2 protein-coding genes are annotated in these 15,601 nt (G+C 54.6%); both read left to right on the plus strand.

What is annotated here, in order from left to right; all coding sequences use genetic code 11:
- Window positions 1–28: 28 nt before the first annotated feature.
- Window positions 29–3,358 (plus strand): non-ribosomal peptide synthetase, encoded by a 3,330-nt coding sequence (locus tag BLW34_RS03140; protein ID WP_090575491.1) that lies wholly within the window; start codon window positions 29–31, stop codon window positions 3,356–3,358.
- Window positions 3,359–3,364: 6 nt separating this feature from the next.
- Window positions 3,365–15,307 carry an amino acid adenylation domain-containing protein gene (locus BLW34_RS03145; protein ID WP_090575494.1) on the plus strand — a complete coding sequence of 3,981 codons (11,943 nt, stop codon included), beginning with the start codon at window positions 3,365–3,367 and terminating at the stop codon, window positions 15,305–15,307.
- Window positions 15,308–15,601 lie beyond the last annotated feature (294 nt).

Below are 15,601 nucleotides of genomic sequence, written 5' to 3' on the forward strand. Positions count from 1 at the left end.
AAAATGGAAAATAATTCAGGGTATTTTTATGTCCAATAGTGACGACCTTGCAAAAAGACGGGCGCGCCTGACGCCTGAGCAACGCAGTAAGCTTACTCGGCGACTCTCAGCTGCTGCGAGTAATCTGGTACGACCTGAAGCGGTTATTTCACCCCGAGATTCCCGGGAACCCGCATTATTGTCCTACGCGCAGCAGCGTCAATGGTTTTTATGGCAACTGGAGCCGCTGAGTACTGCGTACCATTTGAGTGGCGCCTTGCGTCTGGTGGGGAAGCTGGATATTGAGGTATTGCAGGCGAGTTTTCAGTCGTTGGTCGCCAGGCATGAAGCGTTGCGCACGGTATTCCGGGCGAATGCGCAAGGATTGCCAGAGCAGCTGGTAGAAGCAGAACGCAAGCTGGAAATCCCCCTGATCGATCTGTGCGATTGGCCAGCGGAGCAGCGCGCGAGGCACGCGCAGGAAGCCGCCAAGCGGATCAATGCGGCCGCGTTCGATCTCACCCGTGACCCGCTGCTGAGGCTGGCGCTGATCCGCATCACACCGGAAGAGCACCTGTTGGTGGTAGTGATGCACCACATCATCTCGGATGCCTGGTCGAACCACATACTCATTGAAGAATTCGCGACCCAGTACCGGGCGCGGCTGCAGGGCCGGGAACCTTCACTGCCGGCGCTCACGATTCAGTACGCGGATTATGCCATGTGGCAGCGCAACTGGCTGGAAGCGGGCGAAAAAGAGCGCCAGCTGAGTTACTGGCGCAAGCAGCTCGGGGAGAATCAGCCGGTGCTGCAACTGCCCACCGATCACCCGCGCCTGGCCAGCGCCCATTATCGGGCCGCGCGGCATGACTTTGCGTTACCGGCGCTACTGATTGCCCGCCTGCAGCAGCAGGCGCAGCGCCAGGGGGCGACCCTTTTCATGGCATTGCTGGCGGGTTTCCAGGCGTTGCTGCAACGCTACACCGGCCAGAACGATATCCGTATCGGCGTGCCGATCGCCAATCGCCACCGGGTGGAAATCGAACCTATGGTAGGTTTCTTCGTGAATACCCAGGTATTGCGTAACCGCATCGACGGACGCACTCCGCTCAGCCTCATTCTCGAGCAGACCCGTGAAGCCGCGCTGGCTGCCCAGATGTACCAGGATCTGCCGTTTGAGCAACTGGTGGAAGCTTTGCAGCCGGAGCGCAGTTTAACGCAACAGCCGCTGTTTCAGGTCATGTTCAATCACCTGCGCCTGGATCGTCGCGCCTTGGAGCAATTGCCAGGGCTTAAGGTAGAGGAATATGAACTGAGCGGCCAGACAGCCCAGTTTGAATTGACGCTGGATACCGTAGAAAAGCCAAATGGGCAGTTTAGCGCCCGCTTCACTTATGCCGTCGAGTTATTTGAGCCGGCCACCATCCAGCGCCTTGGAGCGCATTATCTGCACCTCCTTGAACAACTGGCCGGGCATCCGGAATGCAGGCTGGGCGACATTGCTCTGCTGAGTGAAGTGGAGCTGGCGCAGCTTAAGGCATGGGGGGTGAACCAACGACGCTATGCCGATACCGGGCCGGTGCACCGCCTGATTGAGCGGCAGGTAGCCGAGCGACCGGAAGCGATTGCACTGATCTTTGGCGATACGGAACTCAGCTATGCCGAATTAAACCGCCGGGCCAACCGGCTGGCGCACCGGTTGATTGCATTGGGGGTCACACCGGAAACCCGAGTGGGGATTGCAGTGGAACGCTCGATCGAGATGATCGTCGGTCTGTTGGCGATCCTCAAGGCGGGCGGGGCGTATGTGCCGCTCGACCCGGCGTACCCGCGGGAGCGTCTGCATTACATGGTGAGGGACAGCGCCATTGAGTTGCTGTTGACGCAAAGCGCGATCAGAGAGCGGATCCCGCATGCCGAAGGGTGCCAGGTTGTGGAACTGGACACACCCGATCTGACAGATTGGCCGCAGAACAATCCGCAGGTGAGTCTGCATGGCGAGCATCTCGCTTACCTCATCTATACTTCCGGTTCCACCGGAAAACCCAAGGGGGTGATGGTGCGCCATCATGCACTGAGTCACTGCGTAATGAGTATGCTTGAGTTGCCGGGTATGACAGCCAAGGATACCTTGGTATCCGTCACTGCGCTTTCATTCGATATTGCTGGCCTGGAGATTTATCTGCCTCTGAGTGCCGGCGCGCGGCTGGTATTGGCGCCACAGGCAGCAAGTCATGATGGATCGATACTCGCGCAATTACTCCAGACCTACCAGGTAAGTATTCTCCAGTCTACTCCAGCTGGATGGCGGGTGTTGCTGGCAAGTGGATGGCAGGCTTTACCAGAAGAAGAGAATCAACCTCCTCTTAAATGTCTATGCGGCGGGGAAGCGTTGCCCATAGACTTGGTTGATCAGTTGCGCGCATTGAATGTCGAGTTGTGGAATATGTATGGTCCCACAGAAACGACTATTTGGTCGGTTATCGGCAGGATCGATCAGCGAGCCATCTCGCTTGGTAACCCTATTGCTGCGACCCAGCTTTATATCCTCGATGCGGAAATGAAGCCGGTGCCGTATGGTGTGGTGGGAGAATTGTATCTTGGTGGCATGGGGCTTGCGCGCGGTTATCTAAACAAACCTGGTTTAACCGCCGAGCGGTTTATCGCGGATCCTTTTGCTGACGAGGGCGGACGGCTGTACCGGACTGGCGATCTAGCGAGGTGGCGCGCCGATGGGCAGATTGACTACTTGGGGCGGCTCGATCATCAGGTCAAGATACGGGGTTTCCGCATAGAGCTTGGGGAAATTGAAGCGCAGCTGTTGTCATACCCTGAAGTGAGAGAAGCCGTGGTGGCCGCCAAGGAAGCGCCCAGTGGCGCCAGGCTGGTGGCTTATGTCTCGCTGCATGCGGGCCGCACGGTAGATACTGCCGTATTGCGCGAATCGATAGGGAAAGCTTTGCCGGATTATATGGTGCCTTCGGCGATCGTCATGCTGGAGCGTCTGCCGCTGAATGCAAACGGTAAAGTCGATCGTAAGCTGTTGCCTGAGCCGGAATTTGCCGGCGCGGATGCTTATGAAGCACCGCAAGGCGAAGTGGAAGAGACGTTGGCGGCAGTCTGGGTGGAAGTGCTGGGCATCAGCCAAGTCGGACGCAATGACCACTTCTTTATGTCAGGAGGGCACTCCCTGGCAGTGCTGCAGGTTCAGCAGAAATTGCAGCAGCGCCTGTCTGTTTCGTTGCCGCTGCATTTATATTTTGAGAATCCTGTATTGAGGGATATGGCGTCTGTTATCCAGGATAAATATTCGTTGCGATCCAAAGAAAATACCGCATTACACGAAATGTCGGAATTACTGGATTTATTAGGGAATTGAGTAGAATTGAATAAACAGGATATTGCCGAGCGATTTTCTGCGCTCTCACGTGAGAAACAAAAAGCATTCCTCAGTGGATTGAAACAACGAGGGATCGACTTCTCTCTTCTCCCGATTATTCAACAGCCACCGCAGAACCGAAGCGTACTTTCCTACGCGCAGCAGCGTCAATGGTTTTTATGGCAACTGGAGCCGCTGAGTACTGCGTACCATTTGAGTGGCGTCTTGCGTCTGGTGGGGAAGCTGGATATTGAGGTATTGCAGGCGAGTTTTCAGGCGTTGGTCGCCAGGCATGAAGCGTTGCGCACGGTATTCCGGGCGAATGCGCAAGGATTGCCAGAGCAGCTGGTAGAAGCAGAACGCAAGCTGGAAATCCCCCTGATCGATCTGTGCGATTGGCCAGCGGAGCAGCGCGCGAGGCACGCGCAGGAAGCCGCCAAGCGGATCAATGCGGCTGCGTTCGATCTCACCCGTGACCCGCTGCTGAGGCTGGCGCTGATCCGCATCACACCGGAAGAGCACCTGTTGGTGGTAGTGATGCACCACATCATCTCGGATGCCTGGTCGAACCACATACTCATTGAAGAATTCGCGACCCAGTACCGGGCGCGGCTGCAGGGCCGGGAACCTTCACTGCCGGCGCTCACGATTCAGTACGCGGATTATGCCATGTGGCAGCGCAACTGGCTGGAAGCGGGCGAAAAAGAGCGCCAGCTGAGTTACTGGCGCAAGCAGCTCGGGGAGAATCAGCCGGTGCTGCAACTGCCCACCGATCACCCGCGCCTGGCCAGCGCCCATTATCGGGCCGCGCGGCATGACTTTGCGTTACCGGCGCTACTGATTGCCCGCCTGCAGCAGCAGGCGCAGCGCCAGGGGGCGACCCTTTTCATGGCATTGCTGGCGGGTTTCCAGGCGTTGCTGCAACGCTACACCGGCCAGAACGATATCCGTATCGGCGTGCCGATCGCCAATCGCCACCGGGTGGAAATCGAACCTATGGTAGGTTTCTTCGTGAATACCCAGGTATTGCGTAACCGCATCGACGGACGCACTCCGCTCAGCCTCATTCTCGAGCAGACCCGTGAAGCCGCGCTGGCTGCCCAGATGTACCAGGATCTGCCGTTTGAGCAACTGGTGGAAGCTTTGCAGCCGGAGCGCAGTTTAACGCAACAGCCGCTGTTTCAGGTCATGTTCAATCACCTGCGCCTGGATCGTCGCGCCTTGGAGCAATTGCCAGGGCTTAAGGTAGAGGAATATGAACTGAGCGGCCAGACAGCCCAGTTTGAATTGACGCTGGATACCGTAGAAAAGCCAAATGGGCAGTTTAGCGCCCGCTTCACTTATGCCGTCGAGTTATTTGAGCCGGCCACCATCCAGCGCCTTGGAGCGCATTATCTGCACCTCCTTGAACAACTGGCCGGGCATCCGGAATGCAGGCTGGGCGACATTACTCTGCTGAGTGAAGTGGAGCTGGCGCAGCTTAAGGCATGGGGGGTGAACCAACGGCGCTATGCCGATACCGAGCCGGTGCACCGCCTGATTGAGCGGCAGGTAGCCGAGCGACCGGAAGCGATTGCACTGATCTTTGGCGATACGGAACTCAGCTATGCCGAATTAAACCGCCGGGCCAACCGGCTGGCGCACCGGTTGATTGCATTGGGGGTTACACCGGAAACCCGAGTGGGGATTGCAGCGGAACGCTCGATCGAGATGATCGTCGGTCTGCTGGCGATCCTCAAGGCGGGCGGGGCGTATGTGCCGCTCGACCCGGCGTATCCGCGGGAGCGTCTGCATTACATGGTGAGGGACAGCGCCATTGCGTTGCTGTTGACACAAAGCGCGGTCAGAGAGCGGATCCCGCATGCCGAAGGGTGCCAGGTTGTGGAACTGGACACACCCGATCTGACAGATTGGCCGCAGAACAATCCGCAGGTGAGTCTGCATGGCGAGCATCTCGCTTACCTCATCTATACTTCCGGTTCCACCGGAAAACCCAAGGGGGTAGCGGTCACTCATGAACCGTTGTCAATGCATGTCCAAGCAATCGGTAAGCTTTACGGTATGACGCCTGCAGACCGGGAACTGCAGTTTGCCTCGATCAATTTCGACGGGGCGCATGAACGCTGGCTGGTGCCGCTGGCCTTTGGCGCGGCATTAATGCCGCGGGACAACGATTTCTGGTCTGTTGACCGTACCGTCTCCGAGATTATCCAACATCGCATCACCATCGCCTGTTTCACACCGGGTTATCTGCAGCAACTGGCTGAATTGACGGGCAGTGCAGGCCGGAGTTTACCGATTCGTTCCTACACAGTCGGTGGCGAAGCAATGAGCCGGGCCAGCTTTGATTTTATTCAGGAAACATTGCAACCTCCGCGCATCATTAACGGCTATGGTCCTACCGAGACGGTCATCACACCTTTAATTTCGAAAGCCTATCCGGGTACTCGATTCGAGTCAGCTTATATGCCCATCGGTTATCCTGTCGGAGATCGCGTTGCTTATGTTCTTGATTCAGAACTTAATCTGGTTCCACTGGGAGTTGCTGGGGAGCTTTATCTAGGGGGAGTGGGATTAGCTCGCGGCTATCTAAACAAACCTGGTTTGACCGCCGAGCGGTTTATCGCGGATCCCTTTGATGACAAGGGCGGACGGCTGTACCGGACTGGCGATCTGGCGAGATGGCGCGCCGATGGGCAGATTGACTACCTGGGACGATTGGATCATCAAGTCAAGATACGGGGTTTCCGCATAGAGCTTGGGGAAATTGAAGCGCAGCTGTTGTCACACCCTGAAGTGAGAGAAGCCGTGGTGGCCGCCAAGGAAGCGCCCAGTGGCGCCAGGCTGGTGGCTTATGTCTCGCTGCATGCGGGCAGCACGGTAGATACTGCCGTATTGCGCGAGTCGATAGGGAAAGCTTTGCCGGATTATATGGTGCCTTCGGCGATCGTCATGCTGGAGCGTCTGCCGCTGAATGCAAACGGTAAAGTCGATCGCAAACTGCTGCCTGAACCGGAGTTTATCAGCGAGTGCCCATATGAGGCGCCGCAGGGTGAGGTGGAAGAAGCGCTGACAGTAATCTGGAGAGAGGTACTGGCAATCAGCCAAGTCGGCCGCCATGATAATTTCTTCGAATTAGGAGGAGACTCCATTCTTAGTTTGCAGATTGTGACCAAAGCACGCCGTGCAGGCTGGAAGATTACGCCGCGACAATTGTTCGAACGGCAAACCATTGCTGCGCTGGCAAGTGTTGCCAGGCCGCTGGAGGAAGCTGCTAAAACTATTCATGAACAAAATGGCTTGCCGGATATCACAGCGCCTATTCCCATGCTGCCGATCCAGCTTGATTTTTTTAACCAAGCAATTCCTATGCAGCATCACTGGAATCAGGCAGTACTGCTGAAAAGCCGCCAACCTTTACATGCGGCATGGCTGGATCAGGCACTGCAGGTTGTTGCGCAACATCATAGCGCGTTACATTTCTGTTATAGCAAGCAAACGAACGATCAATGGCAGCAAATTGCCATTAAATCGAGCATGCAGGATGTGTTGTGGGTTCGGCAGGCGGCAGATGCTGAGCAGTTATTGACACTATGCAATGAAGCGCAGCGTAGTTTGAATTTGCAGCAAGGATCGCTGATACGCGCCATGCTTGTCGAGATGGCGGATCAATCCCAGCGTTTGCTGCTGGTTGTGCATCATTTGGTGATTGATGGCGTTTCCTGGCGTATTTTGATTGAGGATCTTGAAACCGCTTATCACCAGGCGAAGAACCATGAAGCCATCAGATTGCCCGAAGTGATCACCGGCTACCCTGCCTGGACTCACCGACTGCAACAGTATCCTGATAGCCATGCAGCTGAGTTTGCCTATTGGCAAAACCAGATGAATGTGCCTGTTTCCCTTCCCTGTGATTTTCCAGAAGGCTCCAACAGTGTGTTTAATCGTACCCGCATTACGGCGAGGCTTGATCAGGCGCAGACTCAGGCGTTGCTCAAAGACGCTCCCGCCGCTTACCGCACGCAAGTCAACGATTTGCTGCTTACTGCATTGGGTAGCGCCTTATGTCAATGGAGCGGACATCAGAAGATACGGGTAGACCTGGAAGGTCATGGACGGGAAGATCTTTATTCGGATATCGATTTGTCGCGAACGATCGGGTGGTTTACTGCGCTGTTTCCAGTCATCCTCGATCCATCGGGTGATTTACCACAAAGAATCAAGCGTATTAAAGAGAATCTGCGGCAGATACCCAATAAAGGATTGGGTTACGGCTTATTTAAATACTATGGCACTGCGGCGCAACGGGAGGTGATCGACGGTCTTCCCAAAGCGCAAGTGGTATTCAATTATCTGGGGCAATTTGATACCAGCTTCGAAGAACAAACCCCCTGGATACTGGCCGATGAACCAATAGGTGATTTGATGGATCAGGGCGTTGTGCAGCAGCATGATCTCTCAATCAACAGCCACATCTACAAGGGGGAGCTCTGTCTGGAAGTCAGCTACAGTGAAGCTCGCTATGCCAAAGAAACGATCGAGACATTTATCGCTACGCTGCTGACTGAACTCAAAGCGGTTATTGGTCATTGCGGGAAGGGTGTTCGCGGGGTGACGCCTACTGATTTTCCGTTGCTTCAGATCACTCAGGATGAACTGGATAGTTTGCCGATTCCCGTTGGACAACTGGAGGATCTTTACCCGCTTTCACCGATGCAGACTGGCATGCTGTTCCATAGCGTGTTTGATAGGGATGGCGGCATGTATCTCACTCAACTGAGCGCTGATATCGAGCATCTGTCGGTCGAGCGGTTCAAGGCTGCCTGGCAGGCTGCGATCGATCGTCATGAGATATTGCGCACCGGTTTCGTGCAGGAAGGAAAAGTGCCTTTGCAATGGGTAGCCAGAACGGCTGAATTACCCTTCATCGTGTACGACTGGCGTAATCAGGATGCTTATCCTTTAACCCATCGGAAGCAGGATCTTGATACGCTCGCGCTATCCGAGCACACGGCAGGTATCAATCTGAAAGAACCTCCGCTGCTCAGGATTGCCGTGGTGCGCCTCACCGATGATCGATATCACGTCATTATGACGATCCATCATCTGCTGCTGGATGGCTGGAGCACTTCGCAATTGCTGGGTGAAGTACTGCGGCAGTATGGTGGTGCGATATGGCCATCACCGCGTACTCGCTACCGGGATTTCATTGCATGGTTAAGTGATCGCGATCAGAAAACATCGGAAATGTATTGGCAGGAGCGGCTACGCCATATCACTGAATCTACCCGGTTAGCCGATGTGGTTGCAGCGCCCGCAACAAATGAAGGCTATGGAGAATCTATTCATCCACTCCATCGGACCTTGACCAATGATTTGGCCCATTTCTGCAAACATGAACACATTACGATCAATACCTTAATACAAGCTACGTGGGCTTTGCTGCTTGGCCATTATACGGGTCAGCAGACAGTTACCTTTGGGGTGACTGTCGCGGGCCGGCCGGAAGATTTGCCGGGATCGGATCAGATGCTCGGGCTTTTCATTAATACTTTGCCAGTGAGCATTGCACTTAAGCCTGAACTTGCCATCGGCGCATGGCTGCGTGATTTACAAATGCAGAATTTGGCTTCTCGCGAGCATGAATACACGCCATTGTATGAAATCCAGCGTTGGGCGGGGCAAAGCCGGCAGGGGCTGTTCGATAGTATTTTAGTGTTTGAAAACTATCCCATCGATGAAGCGTTGCAACAGCATACGCCGGGCGGGCTCGTCATCTCTGGCATCAAAGGCCGGGAAGCGACCAATTATCCGATGACCGTATCGGTGGTAGAGAATAATGGACTTACCTTGCAATATGGCTATGCCTGCAAGTATTTCTCAGAAGCAACGGTCCATCGTATCGCAGTGCACATTGAACAATTGCTGCGCGAGATCACCCGGGATGGAGTCAAATGCCTGGGCGATATCGCGCTATTAAACGCAGCAGAATGGCATCAGCTTAAAGCATGGGGTATCAATGAGCGGCGCTACGCGAATGCTGAACCGGTGCATCGCTTGATTGAACGGCAAGTGGTTGCGCATCCTGATGCGACGGCACTCATTTTTGGCGAAACGGAGCTCAGTTACGCGGAATTGAACCGGCAGGCAAACCGCTTGGCGCACCGGCTGATTGCGCTGGGAATCAAACCAGAGAGCCGGGTCGGGATTGCGGTGGAGCGCTCGATCGATATGGTGATTGGCTTGCTGGCGACGCTCAAGGCAGGTGCAGCCTATGTGCCGCTCGACCCGGACTATCCACGGGAGCGGCTAAATCACATGGTGGCGGACAGTGCGATTGAATTGCTGCTGACACAAAGCCCGCTGCGGGCGCGGATTCCGCACGTTGAGGGATGCTATGTTCTGGAATTGGATGCGCAGGATTGGGTTGGCTGGCCGGAGAACAATCCTGATGTAAGCCTGCACGGCGAGCATCTGGCCTACATCATCTACACTTCCGGTTCTACCGGGAAACCCAAAGGGGTGGGGGTTGCGCACCACGCGCTGGTTGAGCATGCTTATATTGCCATTGATTTCTTTAAACTACGCAGCACAGACCGGATGCTGCAATTTTCCACCATTAACTTCGATGGCTTCGTCGAGCAGCTTTTCCCTCCGTTATGCGCAGGCGCGGCCATTGTTTTACGCGGCCCGATGCTATGGGACAGTGAAGCATTCTACCGTGAACTGATGGATAAACGGATAACAGTTGCCGATCTTACAACAGCCTACTGGTTCTTGCTCGTGCAGGATTTTGCCAAGCTGGGGCCGCGCGATTATGGTGCGTTGCGGCAAGTGCACGCGGGGGGTGAAGCCATGTCGCCTGAAGGCATCAAAGCTTGGCGGCAGGCCGGCATGAATGCGATTACCCTGCTGAATACCTATGGACCGACAGAAGCGATTGTCACCGCCACGGTCGCTGATTGCGGCGGGAATTATCCGGATAGTGGTCCGGGATCAGTACAAGTGACGATCGGAAAGCCGCTGCCAGCGCGCCGTATTTATTTGCTTGACGCTAATCTGGCGCTTGCTATGCCTGGAATTCCTGGTGAGCTTTGCATTGGCGGAGAGCTGCTCGCACGCGGCTATCTGAACCGGCCGGAGTTAACTGCAGAACGGTTTATCGCAGATCCTTTTGATGACAAGGGCGGACGGCTTTACCGTACAGGCGATCTGGCAAGATGGCGCTCGGATGGGCAAATAGAATATTTAGGGCGGCTGGATCATCAGGTCAAGATACGAGGTTTCCGCATAGAGCTGGGTGAAATTGAAGCGCAGTTGCTGTTACAACCTGAAGTGAGAGAAGCGGTGGTAATCGCCAAGGAAGGGCCCAGTGGGGCGAGGCTGGTGGCCTATATCTCGCTGCACGCAGGCAGTACGCTGGATACCACTGTGTTGCGTGAGTCGGTAGGAACAGCTTTGCCGGATTACATGATGCCATCGGCGATGGTCGTTTTAGAGAGCTTGCCACTGAACGCGAACGGCAAAGTGGACCGTGAACTGCTGCCCGAGCCGGAATTTGTCAGCGCGGACCAATATGAAGCACCACATGGCGAAGTGGAGGAAGCGTTGGCAGCGATCTGGGCGGAAGTGCTGGGCATCAATCAGGTAGGGCGTAACGATAACTTCTTTGAAGTGGGCGGAGATTCCATTCTCAGTTTGCAGATTGTGACCAAAGCACGCCGTGCAGGTTGGAAGATCACACCGCGGCAATTGTTCGAACGGCAAACCATCGCTGCGCTCGCGAGGGCGGTAGAAACCATGTCAGAGCCGGTCACCGAGGAGTTATCACTCAAGAAAGCCCAGTTGCAAGACTATCTTGATGCTGGAATCATCGCTACGCTGCCATTTGGCAACAGTGAGATCGAAGATATCTATCCGCTGTCACCGACGCAGAAAGGGATGTTATTTCATACTCTAGAAGCGCCCGGCACCGGACTGTATGTGAATCAGATCAGCGTCGAAGTCGAGGGTCTCGATGTCGCGCGGCTGACGCAGGCCTGGCAGGCAATGGTTGCCCGGCATCCGGTGCTGCGTACGGGGTTTTTATGGCGGGCAGGTCTGGCGCGTCCTTCACAGATCGTCTTCAAACAAGTCGAGGCGCCAGTTAGCCATTTGGATTGGCGGGGTAAGGATCGTCTCGAAGAACGCATCATTGCTTATGCCGATCAAGAGCTGAAGCGTGAATTCGATTTTCTTAATCCTCCCCTAGCTCGATTGAACTTGATCCAGATAGGCGAGAACCGCCATCAGCTGGTATGGACTAAGCATCACATATTGCTCGATGGCTGGGGCGATTCCATGCTGATCAGTGATTGGCTACGCTGCTATAACAGCGAGACCCTGGCGCAACCAGGGCCGGATTATGGCGTTTATGTGCGATGGCTGGCGAAACAAACCGCTCAGGCCGCCCAGCATTTCTGGCAAGTTGAACTCGATCACATTGACGGTCCGACACTGTTAGCGGAATCAGTCGGCAAGGTGGTGAAAAAAGAGCAACGGTCAGACTTTGCTCAGATTTATACGCATCTGAGTTCTGACGAAACGCGTCGCTTGCAGGCGTTTGTCCAGCAAGCGCACGTGACCTTGAATACTTTTGTCCAGGCAGCCTGGGCGCTGCTGTTGCAACGTTATACCGGAAAACAGACTGTCATTTTCGGTGCCACGGTTGCCGGCCGCCCGCCCAGCTTACCGCAAGCAGATGAGATTCTTGGGTTGTTTATCAATATGATTCCTATTCCTGTTGCGCGCCGCAGCGAATTGACGGTGAGTGAATATTTGGTTTCGTTGCAGGAGACCAATGCCAGGTTACGCGATTATGAACATACTGCGCTCGCCGATATTCAGCGCTGGGCCGGTTTTCCTGGGCAGCCGCTGTTTGACAGCATCGTTGTCTTCGAAAACTATCCGATTAATGCTGCTTTGCGCAGTAATGAGCTGTATGGTCTGTGTTTCGGGGACATTGCAGGCAAGGGATTGACCGGTTATGCAATGGATTTGCAGGTGACGGTCGGCGATACGCTGGAAATCGAATATGCCTATGGATGCAACGATTTTACCGATGAGTTTGTACTGGAACTGCGCAGTCACATGGAATGCCTGATGCGGGAAATGATGACTTACCCGCAACGGGTAGTGGGAGAGTTGGGGGGAGTAGGGAAGGAGAGGCTGGCTCAACTGTTTCTGCTGCGCGGTGATGCAAATTTAAGCGATACCTTGTCTCGCGCCTATCAACCCGTTCATCATTTGATCGAGCGAAATGCCGCGCATCAACCGGATGCCATCGCGCTGCTGATGGGCGAGCAGGAAATGGCCTATGCAGAACTGAATAGGCGCGCAAACCAGCTTGCACACCACTTGATCCGGCTGGGTGCTGGGCTGGAGATCCGTATCGGCGTTGCGATGGAACGTTCCCTGGATATCATTGTAACGCTGCTCGCCATTCTCAAATCTGGCGCAGCATATGTGCCGCTTGACGTGGATTATCCGGCTGACCGGCTCTCGTTTATGATGAAAGACAGCGCATTATCGCTGTTGATCACGCAAAGCAAGGTGCTCGCAAAGCTCGAATTCAATAGTGCTGTGCCAGTGCTCGTTATGGATACCATCGAGCTCGAGGCTGAGCCGACGTCGAATCCGGCAATCGCGGTGCATGAGCATAATCTCGCTTATGTGATTTACACCTCAGGGTCGACCGGGCTGCCAAAAGGCGTGGCGGTCACGCATGGTCCGCTCGCCATGCACTGCCAGGCGACGGCGCACATTTACGGTATGAGCCCCCGTTCCTGCGAGCTGCTGTTTATGTCGTTTTCGTTCGACGGCGCGCATGAACGCTGGCTGACTGCGCTCACCGTAGGCGCAGGGCTCGCGGTGCGCGATCAGGAATTATGGACCGCCGAGCAGACCTATGATGCGTTGCATCATTACGGAATTACCAATGCCGCGTTTCCGCCCGCTTATCTCGGCCAGGTGGCGGAATGGGCCGTGCCGCGCAACGATCCGCCCCCCGTAGAACTTTATGTATTTGGCGGCGAAGCCATGCCGAAAGCTTCCTATGATTTAGTTCGAAAAACGTTACGGCCACGCACGCTGATTAATGGTTACGGACCCACCGAAACCGTGGTAACTCCCTTGATCTGGAAAACGGACGCCAGCAATAGCTTCGAATGTGCTTATGCTCCGATTGGGCGTCCTGTGGGTGAACGAGTCGTGTATGTCCTGGATGTCGATATGCAGCTCGTGCCAATGGGTATCGTGGGCGAGCTTTATATCGGCGGATATGGATTGGCGCGAGGGTATCTGGGACACGCCGGATTGACTGCTGAACGCTTCGTTGCCGATCCCTTCGACGAACATGGTGGTCGCCTCTACCGCACTGGCGATCTGGTAAGGTGGATGGAGGACGGCAATATCGAATATGTCGGCCGCGCCGATCATCAGGTGAAGATACGGGGTTTCCGCATCGAATTGGGTGAAATCGAGGCCCGTATTCGCGAGGTAACCGGTATCGCAGAAGCAGCGGTTACGGTTCACCAAGGAGCAACCGGCGCCCAACTGGTGGCCTACATCGTTCCCGTTGCGCCTGTCACCGGGCAATCAGCGCAGAACCTGATAGCGCAATTGAAGCTAACACTTGCCAAGCGATTGCCCGAATACATGCTGCCGGCTCACTTTATGACGTTAACTGCGCTGCCGCGTTTACCGAGCGGCAAGCTCGATCGCAAGGCGTTGCCGGAACCCGATTGCTTGCCAGGAGAGCGTTATCAAGCACCTTCGACTCCTGAAGCCAGATTGATTGCAGAGATATGGCAGGAAGTCCTGGGTGTCGAGCAAGTCGGGGAGACGGATAATTTCTTTGCACTCGGCGGTGATTCTTTATCGAGCTTGAAGGTTATGGCGCGCATGCGCAACCTGACCGATGTGAAACTGGATTTTAAGTTGCGGGATCTGATACAGCGGCCAACCATCGCAAGCCTCCTGGGATTGGATAAACGAACGATAGCAAGTGCGAGCGGGTTATTAGCGCTAAACCAACCTAGCGGGAACGGGGAAAGAAAACCATTATTTTGCATCCATGCCGGACTGGGTACGGTATTCGATTACCAGCCGCTCGCGCGGCAATTGCAAGGTGTGCGGACTGTTTACGGATTGCCTTGCCGTATGCTGGCCGATCCTGCGCACCAGGATATTTCCTTGAGGCAGATGGCAGAAGACTATTGCAGCATGATTCGCTCTGTTCAACCGGAAGGACCGTATCATCTGCTGGGCTGGTCATTAGGCGGAACATTGGCTGTCATGATGGCCGATTTGCTGGAAGCAAACCGGCAAACCGTAGCGTTTCTGGGCCTGATCGATCCCTACGTTCCCGGAACGGCGCCGCTGCAGCGAGATGACTGGCGCGAAGATTTTCTTGATTTTATTTCGGTGGCGATTCCCGGGGGCGAGCCCGATGATGCCTTGAAGGCGGCGTTATCCAGCCAATCTGCAGGAGTGGTGTCGAAACAGGCCATCGCCGATTTACTGGAGAGGATGTTAGCCATCAAGCAAGCTGAGAGCCAAACGAACGGGCAAACGGCAATCCAGGGCTATGCCGATATGGGCGTGGAGGAACTGGCGCATATCTTCCTTGTCGCTCGCCATTTAAAAACGCTGTCGTTGCGGGTGGGCGCACTGCGTCCCTTGAGAAGCCAGACAACGTGCTGGTGGGCAGCGACCCGCGAGGTAGGTGACCGGCTTGCACTCGAACAGCAAATCAAACCGGCCGAGATACGCTCGATTGAAATCGACGCGGATCATTTTGATATCGTGCGTGCTGGGTCTTTGCTATTGGGGATTCAGTCTCTATTGACGACTGCCTTGACCAGCTCTACTGATGGTAAAGAGAATGTCTGTGTAAAAGAAAATCTTTAGCGATGACTATTTAATTGTTTGGCAGTCGATCGAATTTCTTTGGAAAGCAGGATAGATACTTCACCCGAATATTTCATAAATTGGCACGTGCCCTCACTTGTCTTTTGATTAATAAGAAAGATTTTGCTCAGTCGGGTGTATGAATCACTATACCACTCCTTCTCAAAACTTCCCTATTAATCAAAATCCTGCGTGATCATCACGCGAATTTATGAAATATTCGGGTTCAAAGCCTGGTTCCATCAATGTGCAAAATTTCCTGTTTTTGCTTTTTCAAGCATTATCCTGAGATCA

The organism is Nitrosomonas sp. Nm58 (assembly GCF_900107335.1).
Classification (GTDB): domain Bacteria; phylum Pseudomonadota; class Gammaproteobacteria; order Burkholderiales; family Nitrosomonadaceae; genus Nitrosomonas.

What these genes read in the sequence shown, in the direction of transcription:
- BLW34_RS03140 (WP_090575491.1), top strand. Translation starts at nt 29, where the DNA reads ATGTCCAATAGTGACGACCTTGCAAAAAGACGGGCGCGCCTGACGCCT.